Source organism: Deinococcus cellulosilyticus NBRC 106333 = KACC 11606, from assembly GCF_007990775.1.
In the GTDB taxonomy this organism is placed as follows: Bacteria; Deinococcota; Deinococci; order Deinococcales; family Deinococcaceae; genus Deinococcus_C; species Deinococcus_C cellulosilyticus.
Genome location: NZ_BJXB01000012.1, coordinates 23,368 through 39,918, shown reverse-complemented (window position 1 = coordinate 39,918; position 16,551 = coordinate 23,368). Strand labels below are relative to the sequence as shown.

Below are 16,551 nucleotides of genomic sequence, written 5' to 3'. Positions count from 1 at the left end.
TGGGGAGGGGGAGAGGTCAGGCAGCAGTGCCCATCAGGGCGTCACGGGAGTAGGGCAGGGGCAGGTCAGAGGGGACAGGCTGATCGTGGATCTGGTCCAGCTCCTGCCAGAACTCTTCCTCTGCAGTGATGGCAGCAGGCAGATCGGGATGCAGGCGAATCTCCAGGACCTGCATTTCCTCAGCGGTCAGCAGGTCCATGGGCTCCACACCCAGAGCCAGAGCATTGAGAACCCACTCATCGCGCTGGGCCTGGGTGTACTGGTGCAGAATCCATGCGAGGGGGCTCATGGCTTCACCCGCTTGAAGGTGATGGCCCACACCCAGGGGTTGGCATCCCAGCTGCCTTTGCCATTGATGGATTCCCACAGGTGCCCGAAGGCGTGTTGAGGGCTGGGCAGTTCCTTGCCGTACCTGAGGTGAGCAGGAAGCAGGTCCTCATGGATGCCTTCCTGAAGGGCATCCTCTTCAGAGATCTTTCGCAGTTGTTGCGCTCTGACCTCTGTGATTTCCAGCAGAATTCTGGACGCCCACCTGGGCATGTGGATGGAAGGGCAATGTTCTTTGTCCTTGTGGTCTGCCCACACCAGGGCAGCTGCCTCATGTTCTGGATCAAACTCTACCAGGGCACGATCAGCGGCATACACCCAGAAGCCTGCCGCATCCAGTCGAAGGTTTTCTCTGACCCACAGTTGATCCCCCACCTGATAGGGGCACTGGAGCATCAGGCCTTCCGGTACGGTGCGGGTGGTGTAGCCCTGGGTGTTCTGGGTTTCTGTGATCAGGGGATCTCCAGCAGGCCTGCGGTAACTGATGTTGCCTGAGGGGGCCACAAACTTGATCAGGCGTCTGGTCTGGGTCTTGCGGCCTTCCAGAATGGCTTTGACCATGGGAGCACTGAAGAGGATGGGTCTGCTTTTCATCAGCGCCACCTCTCCAACTGGTCCATGCGGTCCTGATCGGGCAACTGGGCGTACTGCTCTGGAGTGATGGCCTGCTCCTGGGTTTCCAGGCAGCAGATCCAGATGCCCACGATCCCGAAGGCAATGAAGAAAAAGATGACTCCAATGGCCCAGGTCATCTGCGCCACCGCCTGAATTGCAGGCCTCTGGACCAGGGCACGGTGGGCAGGGTGCTGGTGTTGCGGGCAGCTGCTGCTTCAATCTGCTGCTGCTGCTCCAGCCACTCCTGACGGCGTTCACGGACAGCGCAAATGACGGTCAGACCGAACAGCCAGAGCAGGGTCCACAAGGCGATCATGCTGCACCATCCCGGTCTTCAATGGCAGCGGTGTACCCCTCCTGATAGGCGTCACTCCATGCCTCGAAGTACACGGTGATCATGCTGTTCACCACCTGAATGGCAGTGTCCACATCCTCCATGAAGACTTCAGGCACAGTGAACAGGGGCTCCCCGTCTTCGAAGACAGTGACTGTCCCAGCATCCACCTGCAGGGTGCAGCCGTGGTGCAGATGCTCGGTGACCATCTCGCAACGGGAATGCAGGGTGTGAAGGGGAAGGCCTGCCTCTTGCTTTGCAGAGGGCATGTCTTTCTCCACTGCTGCCATGATCTGGTTCCAACCTTGTTCAGAGATGTAGGGCATCAAGCACCTGCTTTCATTTGACTGAGCACGTTCAGCACGTCCTTGGTGTAGGTGCTGTAGGCGATGGGCAGCCCCAGCTGCTCTTTGCAGAGGATCATCAGGGCAACCTGCTCAGCGCTCAGGCCCGGGCCATCGGCCAGTTCTTCCAGGGCGCGAAGGGTTACGGCAGCAGTGGAAAAGCCGTACCGTGGGGCGGGCATGCGGTGGGTGCGTGTGGTAAGATGGGTCATATCAGTTTGTCCTTTCGCCCCCAGAGAATTAGGCCTCTCTGGGGGCTGCCCTTTTCAGGGCTCTGGTTCCTCCTGGATGAATGCGCCCACTGGAGGCAAAGCGCTGGGGGTTACCCCACTCGGTTGGAAAGACGCAGCTTCGGGGGTTTGCCTTTGGTGATCAGACCACGGGGGGAATCCCCCCGTTTGAAAGCTTCGAAGTCAGCCCGTTGGACCCGCCATTCCTTCCCGACCTTGCGGGCGTTGGGGATGCGACCAGTGCGGCAGTATTCGGAGATGGTGCTCTGGGGTGCTTTCACCTCTGCGGCCATCTCTGCCACGGTTAGGATCTCGTCTGGGTTCACAGGACTTTGGATCTGGAAACCCCTGCTTTTGGCCCACTCATCTAGCAGGGCGAAGAACTCTTCTCTGGATTGAAGAACGATCATGCGGATTCCTGATTCTCTGATACATCAGAGTTATAAGGTAAAAAAAGGAATGCTGATGGGCAACCCAGAGCACCTGCAAGTTTGTTTAGGGTGTCTCCAGAAATCCCATCGTATGCACCCTGTTCGTGCTTTCGGATGGTTTCCACACTGACACCGGCCTTCTTTGCCAGCTCTTCTTGAGTGAGCTTTCTGGCTTGCCGGAGGGGCTGTAAACCCTGGAGAAGTTTGGTCATAGTCAAATAATATCACTAGATCATAGTATTAGCAATACTAGTTCTCTGATACACCTTTAGGATTATGGGAACGATTAAGTGATACTGGACATACTACTACTCAAGATGCTAGTAGCCCCGATACTTATGAGCAGAGGACCTACTCCCAAAAATAAAGTGCCAGGTTGGGCGCTCGTTCTCCGATCACGCCGTGCTCTGCTGGGTCTGACTCAGGAAGAATTAATCGGACAGATCGGAGATGTAATGTCACAGGCATATTTGTCTGACATTGAACGGGGTAAGGTCAACCTTGAGAATGTTGCGATCAATAAGATATCTGCTTTAGCACGGGCGCTTAACTGGTCTCTTTTTGAGTTGCAGGAAGCCACGGGCGTGGATTTGGGGATTGGGAAATGGGAGAGTAACGTTGCAGTTATTCCAGATGAATTCATTCTGGTGATGTGTCCTGTATACCCTCTGCAGGAAGCAGCCAACTGGCCCAACATGAAAGAGTTGGATCAGACGGTGGATGTCCCCAAAAAGGAATTCACCCAGGGGCTCAGGATCTTCCTGGAAGGGGACCGGACATTGCACTTCGTGGAAACCCAGGAGCGCAAGCCCACGGCTGACCACCGCTACCTGATCCTCCACCACAATCAACCTCTGATCTGCGACTACAAAGCCTTCGGTGATCAGGGGGTTTTCATTGGACCGACCCAGCAACTGGTTCCCCTCAAGGAGGCCAAAGTGCTGGGGCAACTGCTTGAAACCCGAATCACTTTCACCCCCACCACACAGGTCAATTAGGAGGTTTATCCACCATGCACAAGTTCTCCAGGTCTTCCATACCCTTCGATTCTGTTATCCCCTTAGTCTCAGAGTATTTATACGCTGTCATCTCAGCAGGGGAGCCGATTGGAGAGTTAAGCCTGGAGCGTGTCGGGTGGGTGAAGGTCCGGGCAGACTACTGCAAGAATGAATACCTGTACATCAAGGTGGCCGGACACAGCATGGACGATGGATCAGACCACGCGATCAAAGACGGGGATATCGTGGTGATCAACACCGCTGATCGGGATGCCCGTGTGGGCAAGATCTACATGTGGGAGCACCCCTCTGTGGGTCCTTGCCTGAAGAAACTGGACCACATCGATGGGGAGCTGATGCTCACCAGTCTGAACCCAGCCCACAAACCCTTTGTTCCAGAAGACGGCTCCAGACCTCTGGGGCGTTTCGTGGGTGTACTGCAGCCTGCGGGCTGGATCGAATACCGATAGAGGTGAGACATGTATCTGATCTACATTGATGAATTCGGAACTTCAGGTGGTCGCTTGGATAATCCTGACGAGCCAATATTTGGAATGACTGCTTTGTTTGTGCATCAAAACGTTTGGAGTGACTTTGAGAGAGATCTCATCCTCTTGAAACGAGAGACTATAGAAAATATTAAAATTCGAAATCCAGAATTCAATCCTGACGACAAATTTGAATTTCATGGTGTTGAGCTGATAAGGGGCTCTGGAGTCTTCAGATTCTTGGACTTTCCAGCACGTTTAAAATGCATTGAGGATATTTTAAAATTGAAGCAAAAGTACAATATTGAATCTGCAAATCTTCATTTGAATAAGAACACGATACACATGGCTTTTAAAATGGCCGAAGAGATGTTAAGTAATTCTTTTCATGTGGATAAACAGGAATCACATAGAATTGCGGGCAGATTTATGTATTCCGTGCGGGAAAGGTTTACTCCATACATCATTATGTTTTCGATGATGCTGATGACAATTAACGAGGTCCTAAAGCACTATAATGAAAAGGGTATTGTTTTAATGGATGAACACACTCAGTATAAAAGGATTGCAAATCTTCATGCCTATGCTGAATCACGACTGGAATTTAATACATTATCTAATGTTTTGTCTGCGCCTGCTTACATTTCTAGTCATTTACATATACCCATACAGGTATCTGATATAATTTCATATTTGCTTGGACGTGCTGAAGTGTCGCACCTGAATGGTAGAAATGTAAAACCCGAAATCATCATTGATTGGATTAACAGATATCTAGAGGCTGATGGAAAAGGAAATGATATTATGAAAAATTTGTCAATGGGATTATTTTATGACACGACATATAAAATTATTCGAGAGATGTTTCCTGTTCGTGACGAGGATGTTTATTTTGAAGACATATTGTATAAATTTGGGAAGCTACTTTTTGAAAATTTTAAATTTAAGGGTCGAAAAGAAAAAGGCGATGAGACCCCCTAAGGGTTGGCACCAGTTAAAGGACCGATGCGCGAACTCACCGCCGATGACTCATCTTATCACCCTTGGATGAGATCAACAAATCAGTCTAGTGAATTCTGTTATTTCCAGCCTGGAGGAGGTGAATTATGTAGACCGATAGAGACGATTTCATGGTTTTAGAAAGGAGGAATCAATGGCAAGGAAAAGCAAGCAACCGCCCAGCCTGCCCTGGGGGGGAGAACCCAGAACCCGGCATGACGGCAGGCTGGAGTACAGGCCGTGGGTGCAGGACCCCAGAACAGGCGAGAAGGTTCGGCTCAGCATCTGTGCCCGCACGTTTGATGAACTGCTGGAAAAATCCAGAGCCAAGTACCTGGAGTACGTGAAAGGGGGCAGTCTCACCACTACCCAGATCACTTTCGGGGAGTGGCTTGTCTACTATGCAGGGCACAAGAGCATGGAGGTCAGGCCCACCACGCAGTATTGCCATCAACTCTTCGTGCGCTACGCTGCCCCACTGCACTCCACACCGCTCAGCAAGGTCTCCACCCAGATGCTGGACCATTTGTACCGGGAGTTGATTTCTGCTGGGTACAGCCTGGACACCACCGCTCACGCCCGCAGTTTCATTGGCAGTGCTTTGAAGCTTGCGGTGACTTACCGGCACATCTCGTTCAACCCCAACACTGAAACCACCTTGCCTCGCATGGAAGGCAAGCGGGTGGCCCAGGTGATCCCACCAGAGCACCTGGAAACCATCTTCTCTTACCTGCAGGAGACCAGCAGTTACTACCCCATCTTCTACACCATCCTCAGTCTGGGGCTCAGGTTCGGGGAGGGGCTGGGCCTCAAGTGGAGTGACATCGACTGGCAGCAGGAGACTGTGAGCCTGGAGCGGGCGGTCACTGCTGTGAACGGCAAAGCGTGGGTGACCGGTCTGAAAACCCGCAGCAGTCGCCGCACCCTCGCACTGCACCCGGCACTGGTCAAACTCCTCAAGGAACACAAGCAGGAACAGGAACGAAAGCAGCAGAAAGACCCAGGGTTTAACCCCGATGGGTGGGTTTTCTGCAGCCAATACGGGACCATGCTTTACCCCGACAATGTGCGCCAGAGGTTCAAGAAGGCCATGCGGGTGTCCGGCATCACCGAGAACTACCGCATTCATGACCTCAGGCACTCTTTCGCCAGTTACCTGATCACCGTGCAGGGGGCTGACCCGAAGACCGCAGCAGATATTCTGGGGCACTCGAATCCTGGGATCACCCTCAGGATTTACACGCACTCCGCTGAGGCTGGGCGGCGCAAGGCCGTGGTGAAAGCGGCTGACCTGGTGCCCAAAACAGAGGGCAAAAAAGCCCTTTAGGGGGCAGTGTGGGGGCAAGACCTACGTTGCTGCATGGTTTTTTGTTGTGCTGGATTTTGTTTTTAAGTGGGAATGATCTTCCCACTCTGGATGTAGGTCCTGATCTCCTCAAATCCTGCTGCTTCCAGAGCAGATCTCAGGTCTGCCATCGGCACTTTCCTGTTCCCGCCCACGTTGATTCCGCGCAGCAATGCCACCCATTTCATGATTGCTCCCTCAAAACTCTGGCCCTCAAAACTCTGGCAATGCCAGAAGCGCCTGCTCGAACAATTCTGATCCCTGAACCAGCGCACCGAGCACCACGGCGTTCTGGCCCAGGGTGCTGTTCACCACCCGCAGGTTTCCGGTCACCAGACCCTGGAGGCGTTCCTGCAGCCTGCTCTGCTCAGGAGCCTGATCCTGATGAATCACCACAGCACTGAGGTCCAGGGTGAGGGCCAGACCTGCCACCATGTAAGCCAGAGCGGTTTCCTGAGCTGCCCCTGACAGCTCCTCCATGGGAACAGCCTTGCGGTTGCTGGGCCAGCGCACCAGGGCCAGTTCTCCAGCAAGGCCCCTCTGCCCACGGTACAGCTGCCCATCCAGGTACAATCCCAGACCAATTCCGGTGGGCCTTTCCAGCAGGAAGGCAAAATGCTGTTCGTTTCTGACCGCACCCAGAAGCTGCTCTGCCTGTGCACCCAGGTTGGCATCATTGTCCAGCTTCAACAGAATGCCTGCCTGCTGACAGAGGTGCTGGATGTCTGCCAGTTGCAGCTCGGGCAGGCTGTTGGGCGATCCCACCTCTCCTGCAGCATTGACAGGCGCAGGTACGGCAAGGCACAGGTAACGCACAGGTCCGGTCTCTGGAGGTTGTTGCATGTGCTGCTCAACAATCTCCAACACAGTCTGGGTGATGTCCTTTGCATTCATGAGATTGCGCACCTGATAGGAGATCCGGTCCCGCCTGGCGTTTGTCACCCCGTACAGCACCCGTTCCGGCTGCAGGTCCATCCCCAGAATGCTGCCCCCTCTGGGATTCAGGTCCACCTTCTGGGCGGGGCGTCCGCTGCTGCCTTCGGTGCGGCCCATCTCGCTGAGGACGCCTTCTTCAAGCAGGTCGTTCACGATGTACGTGACAGTCACACTGGAGATTTCGGTGCGTTCGGCCAGTTCACTGCGAGACAGTGCACCCTCACGCAGCACCCGTTTCAGGATCTGTGCCCGGTTGATGGCCCTCAGTGCGGCAGGACGTCCCATGTCACCTCTTTCAGGGAATGATTGTACAGCAGCGGTCAGCAGTCAGCCATCAGCTGTCAGCACAGGTGCTGGAGATCATCTGATGGGGGTCATCAATTCTTGAAGGGGCAGACCACTGGCCTGCCCCTTCAATTACACCTCTACAACTTCATCCAGCGGTCTGTAATTTATCCCCAGCACGTCCAGCCTCTTCAGATGGACGTTCAGGCGTTCCAGAAATGCAGGGTAATCGTGCTTTTGGGGGGCAGTCCAGGCCATTTCACTGAGGGCACAGAGCCTTGGGAACATCATGTACTGGGCGTGTTCCGGGGTATTGACATATTCGGTCCACAGGTTGGCCTGGGTGCCCAGCACGTATCTGGACTCTTCAGGTCCTGCTGCCCAGCCCACCGGGTTGTAATGGTAGACCTTTTCCAGGGTGTTGCACCCCCCGATGGCCAGTGGTTCCTTGCTCTGGTCCTCGCTCTGGTAGTGGTCCAGGTACAGGTATCCCTGTGGGACCATCACCACGTCGTGGCCTGCTCTTGCGGCCTGAATGCCACCTTTTTCGCCTCTCCAGGAGAGCACTGTGGCATGGGGGGCCAGTCCACCTTCCAGAATTTCATCCCACCCCAGGAGTTTGCGTCCGCGACTGTGCAGGAAGGTGTCCATGCGACCAATGATGTAACTCTGCAGTTCTTCTTCGTTTTTGAGGCCCAGTTCCCGAATGCGCTGCTGGGCGAATTCACTTTCACGCCACTCTTTCTTGACGCACTCATCCCCCCCGATGCAGATGTATTTCGAGGGGAAGAGGTCCATCACTTCGGTCAGCACGTCTTCCAGAAATTTGAGGGTTTCCTCGCTGGGGTTGAGCACATGCTCAATCACACCCCAGAAATTGCACACCTCAAGCTGCTGTCCGGTGTTCCCGAGTTCCGGGTAGGCAGCGATGGCGGCCTGCATGTGTCCTGGAAGGTCCACTTCTGGGATCACAGTGATGTGTCGCTGTCTGGCATACTCCACCACCTCCCGAATCTCAGCCTGAGTGTAAAAGCCCCCATGTGGGACATCATCGAACACTTTGTTCTCGGTGTGCCCATGCCCGATCAGGGTGTTCTTGCGCCACGCCCCCACTTCGGTGAGCCTGGGGTACCTCTTGATTTCGATTCGCCACCCCTGGTCGTCGGTCAGGTGCCAGTGGAAGACATTCAGTTTGTGCAGGGCCAGCAGGTCCAGCACGGTCTTGATGAATTCCACAGGCATGAAGTGACGGGACACATCCAGCATGAATCCCCTCCAGCCGAATCTGGGGTGGTCCTCAATCTGCTGGGCTGGGATGTGCCAATCTGCGGTCTCCTGGCTCTGGCTGAAAATTGCGGGAGGAAGCAACTGAAGCAGGCTGATGGCCGCGTAGAAAAGTCCTGCCTCGTCTGAGGCACCCAGGACCACCTGATGCTCAGTGACCTCCAACCTGTATCCTTCTGGGCCCAGGTCCTCTTCAGATTGCTGGAAAACGATGCCTTTTCCCCCGGGCTGATTGGTGATGGGCAAGGAGAATCCTGTGGAGGCACGCAGTTTTTCGGCCAGAATGGTGGCGGTCTGGGTGGCAAAAGCGGTTGCCTGGATGCTGGTGCTGGAATCAAGTGTGAAAAAACCGGACTGCGGAACAAGACGCTGGGGCAGAGGAAGAATCATCATTTCTCCAGTGAGGTGACCACCACACCCCGCATGAACACACGCTGGGCCAGAAAGAAGATCACCAGGGGCAGCAGGGTGGCCATGATGGACGCCGCCTGGGTCAGCTGGGACTGATTGGGGCCGTGCACTGTACTGAAGCTTGCCAGACCGATGGGCAGCGTTGCAAGCTCGGGTTTGCCGGTGAGGTACAGAAATGGGGCAAAAAAATCATTCCAGGCATAAAAGAAGTGAAAAAGCGCTGTGGCGGTCAGTGCAGGCCAGGATTGAGGCACAATGATCGAGACCAGAATCCTGAAAGGTCCTGCTCCGTCCATCATGGCGGCCTCATCCACATCCCGGGGGATGCTCATGAAGAACTGGCGCAAGAGAAAGACGTTGTAGGCACTGGCAAAAAACAGGGGAACCAGGAGTGGCAGCCATGTTCCCACCCATCCCAGACGGTAATACACCGTGTAAAGCGGGATCAGGGTCACCTCTCCGGGCAGGATGATGGTGCCCATCAGGACCAGAAACAGGATGGGTTTGCCCGGAATGTCAAATCTGGAGAATCCGTAAGCCACCAGGGTGGAGGAGGCCACCGTGGCGATCATCCCGATCAGGGCAATCAGGAAGGAATTCAGGAACAGCCTTCCGAAGTGAATGGCTTTCCAGGCTTCCGGGTAGTTGCCCCACTGGGGATCAAAGTGGGTTGCACGGGTGAGTTTGCGCCAGTTTCCTTCCCAGCGGATTTTCTCTTCTGGCTTCCCTGGATCAATGAAGGTGCTGAAAGCCCGGCGTTTCTCGATCAGGGCCAGGGTTCTGGTCTGGTTCTGAAAAGGCACCTCGTACAGCTCGTACGTGTTCCCTTTGAGGGTCACGCTCTGCGCTGACGTGGGAACAAACATGGAATCCAGATTGCTCCCCGGACCCTTCAGGGATGCAGAGAAACTGTAGAAGAGGGGCATCAGGTAAACCAGCAACAGCATGGAGGCAAACAGGGTGAGGGTTCCGGCGGCCAGCAATTTGCGGGTCTGCCTTGACAGTGCCGAGCCAGCGGAAGCTCTGGGTGTGGTTGCAGATTTCAGCATCAGTCTCCTCCTGCGTAGTACACCCAGCGTTTTGAAGTGCCAAACAGCACCGCCGTCACGATCATGCACAGCACGAACATCGCCCAGGCCAGCGTTGAGGCGTATCCCATGTTGAAAAACACAAAGCCTTCCTTGTACAGGTTCAGCATGTAGAACAGGGCTGAGTTCTCTGGCCCTCCCTGCCCTTCATAGAGCAGGTATGCGGTGGTGAAATACTGAAAAGAACCAATCACCGCCAGAACCAGATTGTAGAAAATCACCGGAGAGATCATCGGGACCGAGATGCGCCAGAACGAAGTCCAGCCATTTGCTCCATCAATGGTCGCAGATTCGTACAGTTCCCTGGGCACGGACTGCAGCCCGGAGAGCATCAGGATCATGGTGTTCCCGATGCCTGCAAGCCCCACGATGGTCAGGGCCGGCATCACCAGACGGGCATCTGAGAACCCGTCCTGCGCACCGATCCCGATGGCGTTCAGAAAAGCATTGATTGGGCCCTGGGGATTGAACATCGCCGTGTAAATCAGGGCTGCTGCCACCCCGGGAATCATCTGAGGCGCATAAAACAGGGTTCTGAAAAGGGCCTTCCCCATCAGGTGCTCGGAGTGCAGCAGCACAGCCAGACCCAGTGGGAACACCAGTCCAATGGGCACAGACCACAGCAGAAATTTCAGGGTGACCAGCAAAGACTGTCCCACCAGAGGGTCCTGCAGCATGTGTCCCCAGTTCCTCAGTCCGATGAACTGCACAGAATCGGGTTTCGCCAGGTTGTAATCGGTCAGGGAGAACCACAGGGAGGTCAGCATCGGACCTGCGGTGAAAAGCAGGAACCCCACCATCCATGGGGAGAGGAAGACCAGTCCCCACATGCGGTCATGGTTTCTGAGCATGTCCTCACCTCACTTTTTCTCGTTGAAGATGCCCTGAAGCTGCTTTCTCAGGGTTTCGGCTTCCTGTTTGATGTTCAGGCCTGACCTGGTCATCAGTTTCAGGGTGAAGGCATTGACCGCATCCAGTGCCTTGTTGTGGTTGGGAAGCCCTGCCTCGTGAGAGGGGATGTCCACGTAATTCAGGGAATCCATCGCCACCTGCCAGTTGATTTTGAGTGGAGCATACTTGTCCTGCAGGATCTTGAGGAATTTGGGTTGCAGTCGGGTGTCTGCAGGAAAGGCCCCGTACACTTCGAGGAGTTCAGGCTGTTCCCGCAGGTACATCAGGACCTGGAAGGCTTCTTCTTTGTGTTTCGAGCCCTTCATGATGCGGAAGGTGTCTGCATTGAGTTTTGCAGTGTATTTCCCGTTGTAGGAAGGCACCACAGCCAGATCCCAGTTTTTGACCTTCCCGCCATCTTTGGCAGTGTCCAGGCAGCAGGTGTACCACAGGTGCGAATAGGCGATTGCCAGTTTCCCGGAGTTGAACACATTGTCTTTGCCAAACGCGTCGCTTTTCTGGACGGCATCGGTGGGAATGAAGTGGTCCTTCCACATGCCGTCGTAGAACCACTGCCACGCAGGAATCCACTGCTGCGGGATCTGGGCGGTCTTGCCCTTTGCCAGAATCCCTGCTCCAAACATGGAACCCAGGGACTGGGGTTCCAGCGTGTATTGCGGAAAGTACCCGTATTGCACAATGTTCTTGCTGTCAAAGTCGCTCATGGTGGCATCTGAGCCGTTTCTGTCCACGGTCAGGAGCATGCCGATCCTTCTCAGTGCACCATGATCCCAGGTTTTCCCCTGGTACTTCTCTCCAAATTTCTGGGGAGGATAGGGCAGACCGGCCTCATCGAACAGGTCCTTGTTGATGAACAGGAAAGACGGATAGATGGCATAGGGAATCCCATTGGGGTCCTGAGATCTGTAGAAGTCCACCACTTTCTTGTTGACATGTGAGAGGTCCACTTTGTATTTCTTGATCAGGGGTTGCAGGTCCAGCCACTGGTCCTGAAAACTGGCTGCCCCCAGAATTCCCACAGGTCCCACCAGATCCGGCACGTTTCCAGCGGCAATTCGAGTGGCAAGCTGATCTCTGGCATTGTTGTAATTCACGAATTCGGGCACGAGTTCAATCTTGTTCTGGCTCTTGTTGAACCGTTCCACCACCTTTCTGGTGGCAGGCTGTTGCTGGGCATCCGACCCGGTTCCCAGACCGATGTACCAGCGAATCTGAACCTTCTTCTGGGCAACGGCGCCAGAAAAGAGGGCGAAAGTGACCAGCAGACCTGCTTTCAGGGTTTTCATGGGTGTTCCTCCTGCGACAAAAGGGTCTTTGGGACGGATGGGGTCTGGGTTTGCGGCAGGAAGAGGGAAAGAAAGGCCGCTTTTGGGTGGGGTTTGAGAAGCCGGGGGCAGAGGGCCGAGGGCAGCTGTGAGGGTGGAGGGTCACCTGAAGCATCGAAAGACCTTTGAGACGATACCTGTAGGGGTGGGCTGTTGGCTCGCCCTGATGGACAGAAAACCGACCTACAACACCGTCTGTGTCTGGTCTCTGGCCTGATACATGCGTGGGAAGGTGGAAATGGCGGCACTGGCACAATGCACGCCCTGTTCCAGGCAGGACAGCAGGGTTTTCCCCTGGGACTTTGCCAGCAGGTAGGCGGCATTGAAAGTGTCTCCGGCCCCAACGGTGTCGATGACCTGCACCTGTGGAGCCGAAACGTGGTGTTCCAGATGTCTGGATCTGGCCCTGACCCCATGCGGACCGCATTTCACAATCACAGTGGTGTCTGGCAGCTGCTCTGCAAGGGTCAGGAGGGCAGTTTGCACATCAGGGGCTTCGGTGAGGGATATGGCTTCGATTTCATTCACCAGCACGTCATCACAGAGAGAAAACCATGCCAGGGCCTGTGTTCTGAGTTCCGGGGTGAAGCCTTGCGGGGGCCAGCCTGGATCGATGGCGATTCTGGCCTTCCGGTTTTTCAGCCAGTGCAGCAGCTGAAGGTAATCCTGCTGGAGTTCCGGGGTCTGGTACACTCCGCTCAACAGCACCCATTCGCCAGGGACAAGGTGTTGAAGCCCGGACAGGGCGTGTGCAAGGGAAAATTCAGCCAGATGCCCGAGGTGGGAGAAGAAGGTGCGTTCACCATTCGGGTGGGTGATGCCCAGGGTCAGGGCGGTGGGTGCAGTGCTGCTGGCCCAGGTTCGAGACAGAGAACCGAACTCTTCCCTGAGCCACTGCCCCGGAGGGTCAGTGCCGCAATTGCAGACCATGTTGATGGTTGCCCCGAGGGCCTGCAGTGCTAGGGCAGTGTTTCCTGTGGAGCCTCCTGCCCGCAGGTCACGGTGAGGCACCTGCACTTCCGTTCCGGGTTCAGGCCAGGGGGTTTGTGGCCCGAGAATCACATCAATGTTGACATTGCCCACCACATGGAGGGTGCCCATTTGCTTACCGCCTTTGAGGAGAGAGGAGATGTTGTGCTGTGTTCTTACATTAACAAACTTTATTAATGAATTCAAGACCGATTGTGTTACACTGAAACCATGAACATCCTGATCAACCACGTCGGTCACGTGCCTGTCGGTGAAAAAGTCTTCCTGGTCCAGTCCCCGGACCCGTGGAACCATCCTCCGCAAACCTTCCAGATTGTGGACCGACAGCACAAAGTGGTGCATCAGGGTGTTTTGCAGGATGCAGGAATGGTGACAGGATGGCAGAACAGGCATTACCTGAGAGGTGACTTTTCAACCCTGTCCAGCCCAGGCCATTACTGGATTCTGGTGCCTCTGGAAACTGGCCTGCTGATCAGCCATGAATTTCAGATTTCAGCAGAGATTTACCGGGACCGCATGCGCTCGGACATCCTGCATTACTTCAAATCCCAGCGCAACTCGGGCATACAGGAAAAACGGGACCTGAACATCCCCATTCATGGCACCGACCAGACCATGGACGCATCAGGTGGATGGTACGACGCCTCGGGAGATGTCAGCAAATACCTCTCCCACCTGAGTTATGCCAACTTCCTGAATCCACAGCAGACCCCGATGGTGGTCTGGAATTTCCTGGAAGCCCATCACAGGCTCGGAGACACCCAGTCCCAGGTGTTTCGGGAACGCCTGACCGATGAAATTCTGCACGGGGCGGACTTTCTGGTGCGCATGCAGTCCCCCGAAGGATGTTTCTACCAGACGGTCTTTGACCGCTGGTCCAAAGATCCTGAAGAACGCACCGTCTGTGCCTACAGCACCCAGCAGGGCATCAAGAGCGACCAATTTCAGGCGGCGTACAGGCAGGGGGGAGGGATGGCCATTGCTGCACTGGCACGGGCATCCACCTTGAGGCAGCAAGGTGCCTTCACGCCAGACAATTACCTCGCAAAAGCCATCAAAGGCTTCGAGCATCTTGAAGTGCGCAACCATGAATATCTTCCAGACGGCACTGAAAACATCATTGATGACTATTGTGCTCTGCTGGCCGCAACAGAGCTTTATGCTGCCACCCATCAGGAAGTCTTTGCAGGAGCAGCCCACAGGCGGGCTCAAAACCTCAGAAATCGCATGACAGGTGCAGGCTGGTGGCGTGCAGACGAAAATGGAGAAAGGTCCTTCTGGCACGCTGCAGAAGCGGGTCTTCCAGTGGTTGCCCTGCTCAGGTACATCACGGTTTTTCCTGACCCAGACGCAAAACACAAAACACTACAAACTGTACGAGCCTCCCTGGTCCACCAGTTGAAATTGGACACAGCAGTGAACAACCCTTTTTGTTATCCCAGACAGTACATTCTCATGCCCGGTCAGGACCGGACCCAGTTCTTCATTCCCCACCAGAACGACTCGGGATACTGGTGGCAGGGTGAAAACGCCAGACTGGCCTCCCTTTCTGTCGCAGCACAATGGGCATCAGAATACATGCCAGATCTGGAAGGTTTGCAAAAACTTGCCCAGGCCCCTCTGGACTGGATTCTGGGCTTCAACCCTTTTGATACCTGCATGCTGCAAGGATTCGGGCACAACAACCCCCACTACGAACCTGGCATGGACAATGCACCGGGAGGCATCTGCAACGGCATCACCTCCGGCCTGCACGATGAGGACGACATTGACTTCCTGCAGGCACCAGACATCGGGCCAGAGCACTCCTGGCGGTGGGGAGAACAATGGATTCCCCACGCATCATGGTTTTTTCTGGCGATCTGCATGAACGGGTGAAGTCTCCCTTGCTGCATTCGGATCACAGGAATTCTTCTCTCAAATCCTCATTCAGGTCCAGTCTGGCCTCCTCCTCCAGCCATTGAGGCAACTTCTGATGTGCCTTCAACAACAAGACCATCTGGTGGCGACAGTGGGAGCAGGGCAGATGCTCAAAACCCTGAGCCATCAGGTCGAGCAAAGCAGGGGTGGGGTGTTGATGGGCCACCTGTCTCAGTTCAAAAAGAAAGGACCACAGATGATCTTCATCCTCTTGCAAAACCAGCTGGTTCAGAACATCTCGAAACATCCGTTCATCACCGGACTGGAAGTTCAGAGTCAGAAGCTCCATGCCCACTGAAGCATTCTGAGGGTCCTGCAGAAGCTCCAGGGCCAGCTTTCTGACCTCAGAGCTTTGAAAATGCTTCAATCCTCTCTGAGCCCTGTATCTCACCTCTGGATCATCATGTCTGGCCAGGGGCAGCAGAGGCAGAGGTCCCATTGGAAAAGGCTGCCTCTGGAAGAGGAGCAAATACCTCTCAAGACGTCTTGCGTCGGTTTCCTGAAGAAGATCCTCTGCCAGACGCCGGAGGGTCTGCTCTGTGGCATGACGGGCAAGCTGCATCAGACCTGCCCGTGTGTCCTCAAGCCGCTTGCTGATGTTTTCATAACTGGTATCCAGCGCCCCGATAGGTTTGTGCACTGTTTTTGCCAGCAAGCAATCATTCAGAAATTGTTGTATGAGGGGGTCTTCTCTGGCCCAGGCTTCAATGACAGGTTGCATATCACAGTCCATAAGGAATGCTGCCTCATTCAGGGAAAAGGCATTTTGAGCAGCTTTCAGGCCTTGCTGATGGGCCCAGCCCAGCTTTGACAGGGCAAAGCGCAGTCCTTCTTCTCCCTGGGCTTCAACCAGAGCCTGGATCAACCAGTTCAGCAACTGGCCCTGGCCCTGTAGACACACCACAAAGTGTTCTCTGAGGCGCTTCACTGCCAGTGGGTCGCCTGCTCCACCCAGTGCCCCCAGCAAGAGGACATGCTGAATCGTGTCCCAGCTGTCTTCTTCGTCAAGAAGTTGAATGAGTCTGGGGGCCAGTTCCTGCAAGATTCCAGTGCGCCGGGCAGCTTCCAGGAGGTACCAGATGCCCAGCCCTTCAACCTGTGGGTCATGTCTCTGGCAATGGAGCAAGGCATCCCAGACAACCTTGCGTGTGGATTCATCCTGATGGTGCTCCAGATGAACCAGGGCCCTTCCCAGGCCTCTTTTCAGGGCCACAGCAAACGATGGAGGTTTTAAGGTCAAAACATGTCCTGTAGGATGATATTTTGTTGCATCACCAGAGTGTGGCAAA

Annotated in this window: 21 protein-coding genes and 1 pseudogene; 6 read left to right on the top strand and 16 right to left on the bottom strand. The window is 54.8% G+C overall.

What is annotated here, in order from left to right:
* Positions 1-16: 16 nt before the first annotated feature.
* From DC3_RS13830 to DC3_RS13800, 8 genes are all read right to left on the bottom strand, one after another.
* Entirely contained in the window at positions 17-289 is a 273-nt protein-coding gene (locus DC3_RS13830) for a hypothetical protein (RefSeq protein ID WP_146885244.1), read from the bottom strand.
* On the bottom strand, positions 286-921 hold the full coding sequence (locus DC3_RS13825; RefSeq protein WP_222594765.1) for an ASCH domain-containing protein: 636 nt from the start codon (positions 919-921) through the stop codon (positions 286-288). Before DC3_RS13825 ends, DC3_RS13830 begins: the two co-directional genes overlap by 4 nt.
* Entirely contained in the window at positions 921-1,079 is a 159-nt protein-coding gene (locus DC3_RS29165) for a hypothetical protein (RefSeq protein ID WP_186816033.1), read from the bottom strand. The genes DC3_RS13825 and DC3_RS29165 overlap by 1 nt, the downstream gene beginning before the upstream one ends.
* Positions 1,076-1,258 carry a hypothetical protein gene (locus DC3_RS13820; protein WP_146885240.1) on the bottom strand — a complete coding sequence of 61 codons (183 nt, stop codon included), beginning with the start codon at positions 1,256-1,258 and terminating at the stop codon, positions 1,076-1,078. Before DC3_RS13820 ends, DC3_RS29165 begins: the two co-directional genes overlap by 4 nt.
* On the bottom strand, positions 1,255-1,602 hold the full coding sequence (locus DC3_RS13815) for a hypothetical protein (RefSeq protein ID WP_146885238.1): 348 nt from the start codon (positions 1,600-1,602) through the stop codon (positions 1,255-1,257). Before DC3_RS13815 ends, DC3_RS13820 begins: the two co-directional genes overlap by 4 nt.
* On the bottom strand, positions 1,602-1,832 hold the full coding sequence (locus DC3_RS13810; protein ID WP_146885236.1) for a hypothetical protein: 231 nt from the start codon (positions 1,830-1,832) through the stop codon (positions 1,602-1,604). The genes DC3_RS13815 and DC3_RS13810 overlap by 1 nt, the downstream gene beginning before the upstream one ends.
* Before the next feature lie 110 nt (positions 1,833-1,942).
* On the bottom strand, positions 1,943-2,260 hold the full coding sequence (locus DC3_RS13805; RefSeq protein ID WP_146885234.1) for a helix-turn-helix domain-containing protein: 318 nt from the start codon (positions 2,258-2,260) through the stop codon (positions 1,943-1,945).
* Positions 2,257-2,493, bottom strand: coding sequence for a helix-turn-helix domain-containing protein (locus DC3_RS13800; RefSeq protein WP_146885232.1), 237 nt, complete (start codon positions 2,491-2,493; stop codon positions 2,257-2,259). Before DC3_RS13800 ends, DC3_RS13805 begins: the two co-directional genes overlap by 4 nt.
* Positions 2,494-2,598: 105 nt before the next feature.
* Between DC3_RS13800 and DC3_RS30140 the strand changes: the two are divergent.
* The 5 genes and pseudogenes from DC3_RS30140 to DC3_RS13780 all read left to right on the top strand — a co-directional run.
* A pseudogene (locus tag DC3_RS30140) lies at positions 2,599-2,835 on the top strand (helix-turn-helix domain-containing protein); the annotation flags it as partial.
* A gap of 141 nt (positions 2,836-2,976) precedes the next feature.
* Positions 2,977-3,279, top strand: a complete 303-nt coding sequence (locus tag DC3_RS29775; protein ID WP_246130670.1) for a hypothetical protein — start codon at positions 2,977-2,979, stop codon at positions 3,277-3,279.
* Positions 3,280-3,293: 14 nt separating this feature from the next.
* The gene (locus DC3_RS13790; RefSeq protein WP_146885229.1) at positions 3,294-3,749 is read left to right on the top strand and encodes a LexA family protein; all 456 of its coding nucleotides are present in this window, start codon (positions 3,294-3,296) and stop codon (positions 3,747-3,749) included.
* Between the two features lie 9 nt (positions 3,750-3,758).
* A complete protein-coding gene (locus DC3_RS13785) occupies positions 3,759-4,748 on the top strand; it encodes a DUF3800 domain-containing protein (RefSeq protein ID WP_146885227.1) in 990 nt (329 codons plus the stop codon).
* A 172-nt stretch (positions 4,749-4,920) separates the two neighbouring features.
* Positions 4,921-6,093: a tyrosine-type recombinase/integrase gene (locus tag DC3_RS13780; protein WP_146885225.1), complete on the top strand. Its 1,173-nt coding sequence runs from the start codon at positions 4,921-4,923 to the stop codon at positions 6,091-6,093.
* A gap of 62 nt (positions 6,094-6,155) precedes the next feature.
* Here DC3_RS13780 and DC3_RS13775 read toward each other — a convergent pair whose 3' ends face one another.
* The 7 genes from DC3_RS13775 to DC3_RS13745 form a co-directional block, all read right to left on the bottom strand.
* Complete coding sequence (locus tag DC3_RS13775; protein WP_146885223.1) at positions 6,156-6,299, bottom strand: DUF1697 domain-containing protein; 144 nt, start codon at positions 6,297-6,299, stop codon at positions 6,156-6,158.
* 25 nt (positions 6,300-6,324) lie between these two features.
* On the bottom strand, positions 6,325-7,332 hold the full coding sequence (locus tag DC3_RS13770; RefSeq protein ID WP_146885222.1) for an ROK family transcriptional regulator: 1,008 nt from the start codon (positions 7,330-7,332) through the stop codon (positions 6,325-6,327).
* Positions 7,333-7,464: 132 nt separating this feature from the next.
* Entirely contained in the window at positions 7,465-9,009 is a 1,545-nt protein-coding gene (locus tag DC3_RS13765) for a beta-N-acetylhexosaminidase (RefSeq protein WP_146885220.1), read from the bottom strand.
* A complete protein-coding gene (locus DC3_RS13760) occupies positions 9,006-10,076 on the bottom strand; it encodes a carbohydrate ABC transporter permease (protein ID WP_146885218.1) in 1,071 nt (356 codons plus the stop codon). Before DC3_RS13760 ends, DC3_RS13765 begins: the two co-directional genes overlap by 4 nt.
* A complete protein-coding gene (locus DC3_RS13755) occupies positions 10,076-10,966 on the bottom strand; it encodes a carbohydrate ABC transporter permease (protein ID WP_146885217.1) in 891 nt (296 codons plus the stop codon). The genes DC3_RS13760 and DC3_RS13755 overlap by 1 nt, the downstream gene beginning before the upstream one ends.
* Positions 10,967-10,975: 9 nt before the next feature.
* Positions 10,976-12,313, bottom strand: coding sequence for an ABC transporter substrate-binding protein (locus DC3_RS13750; RefSeq protein ID WP_146885215.1), 1,338 nt, complete (start codon positions 12,311-12,313; stop codon positions 10,976-10,978).
* Between the two features lie 222 nt (positions 12,314-12,535).
* Entirely contained in the window at positions 12,536-13,453 is a 918-nt protein-coding gene (locus DC3_RS13745) for a carbohydrate kinase family protein (protein ID WP_186816031.1), read from the bottom strand.
* 99 nt (positions 13,454-13,552) lie between these two features.
* Here DC3_RS13745 and DC3_RS13740 point away from each other — a divergent pair, with 99 nt between their 5' ends.
* The gene (locus tag DC3_RS13740; protein ID WP_146885212.1) at positions 13,553-15,220 is read left to right on the top strand and encodes a glycoside hydrolase family 9 protein; all 1,668 of its coding nucleotides are present in this window, start codon (positions 13,553-13,555) and stop codon (positions 15,218-15,220) included.
* A 22-nt stretch (positions 15,221-15,242) separates the two neighbouring features.
* On the opposite strand, the gene DC3_RS13735 is transcribed toward DC3_RS13740, so the two are convergent.
* The gene (locus DC3_RS13735; protein ID WP_146885210.1) at positions 15,243-16,502 is read right to left on the bottom strand and encodes a hypothetical protein; all 1,260 of its coding nucleotides are present in this window, start codon (positions 16,500-16,502) and stop codon (positions 15,243-15,245) included.
* Positions 16,503-16,551: the final 49 nt, after the last annotated feature.

What these genes read in the sequence shown, in the direction of transcription:
- DC3_RS13825 (WP_222594765.1), bottom strand. Translation starts at nt 921, where the DNA reads ATGAAAAGCAGACCCATCCTCTTCAGTGCTCCCATGGTCAAAGCCATT.
- DC3_RS13810 (WP_146885236.1), bottom strand. Translation starts at nt 1,832, where the DNA reads ATGACCCATCTTACCACACGCACCCACCGCATGCCCGCCCCACGGTAC.
- DC3_RS13815 (WP_146885238.1), bottom strand. Translation starts at nt 1,602, where the DNA reads ATGCCCTACATCTCTGAACAAGGTTGGAACCAGATCATGGCAGCAGTG.
- DC3_RS13755 (WP_146885217.1), bottom strand. Translation starts at nt 10,966, where the DNA reads ATGCTCAGAAACCATGACCGCATGTGGGGACTGGTCTTCCTCTCCCCA.
- DC3_RS13805 (WP_146885234.1), bottom strand. Translation starts at nt 2,260, where the DNA reads ATGATCGTTCTTCAATCCAGAGAAGAGTTCTTCGCCCTGCTAGATGAG.
- DC3_RS29775 (WP_246130670.1), top strand. Translation starts at nt 2,977, where the DNA reads ATGAAAGAGTTGGATCAGACGGTGGATGTCCCCAAAAAGGAATTCACC.
- DC3_RS13760 (WP_146885218.1), bottom strand. Translation starts at nt 10,076, where the DNA reads ATGCTGAAATCTGCAACCACACCCAGAGCTTCCGCTGGCTCGGCACTG.
- DC3_RS13765 (WP_146885220.1), bottom strand. Translation starts at nt 9,009, where the DNA reads ATGATGATTCTTCCTCTGCCCCAGCGTCTTGTTCCGCAGTCCGGTTTT.
- DC3_RS13830 (WP_146885244.1), bottom strand. Translation starts at nt 289, where the DNA reads ATGAGCCCCCTCGCATGGATTCTGCACCAGTACACCCAGGCCCAGCGC.
- DC3_RS13800 (WP_146885232.1), bottom strand. Translation starts at nt 2,493, where the DNA reads ATGACCAAACTTCTCCAGGGTTTACAGCCCCTCCGGCAAGCCAGAAAG.
- DC3_RS13770 (WP_146885222.1), bottom strand. Translation starts at nt 7,332, where the DNA reads ATGGGACGTCCTGCCGCACTGAGGGCCATCAACCGGGCACAGATCCTG.
- DC3_RS13820 (WP_146885240.1), bottom strand. Translation starts at nt 1,258, where the DNA reads ATGATCGCCTTGTGGACCCTGCTCTGGCTGTTCGGTCTGACCGTCATT.
- DC3_RS13775 (WP_146885223.1), bottom strand. Translation starts at nt 6,299, where the DNA reads ATGAAATGGGTGGCATTGCTGCGCGGAATCAACGTGGGCGGGAACAGG.
- DC3_RS13740 (WP_146885212.1), top strand. Translation starts at nt 13,553, where the DNA reads ATGAACATCCTGATCAACCACGTCGGTCACGTGCCTGTCGGTGAAAAA.
- DC3_RS13750 (WP_146885215.1), bottom strand. Translation starts at nt 12,313, where the DNA reads ATGAAAACCCTGAAAGCAGGTCTGCTGGTCACTTTCGCCCTCTTTTCT.
- DC3_RS13785 (WP_146885227.1), top strand. Translation starts at nt 3,759, where the DNA reads ATGTATCTGATCTACATTGATGAATTCGGAACTTCAGGTGGTCGCTTG.
- DC3_RS29165 (WP_186816033.1), bottom strand. Translation starts at nt 1,079, where the DNA reads ATGACCTGGGCCATTGGAGTCATCTTTTTCTTCATTGCCTTCGGGATC.
- DC3_RS13745 (WP_186816031.1), bottom strand. Translation starts at nt 13,453, where the DNA reads ATGGGCACCCTCCATGTGGTGGGCAATGTCAACATTGATGTGATTCTC.
- DC3_RS13790 (WP_146885229.1), top strand. Translation starts at nt 3,294, where the DNA reads ATGCACAAGTTCTCCAGGTCTTCCATACCCTTCGATTCTGTTATCCCC.
- DC3_RS13780 (WP_146885225.1), top strand. Translation starts at nt 4,921, where the DNA reads ATGGCAAGGAAAAGCAAGCAACCGCCCAGCCTGCCCTGGGGGGGAGAA.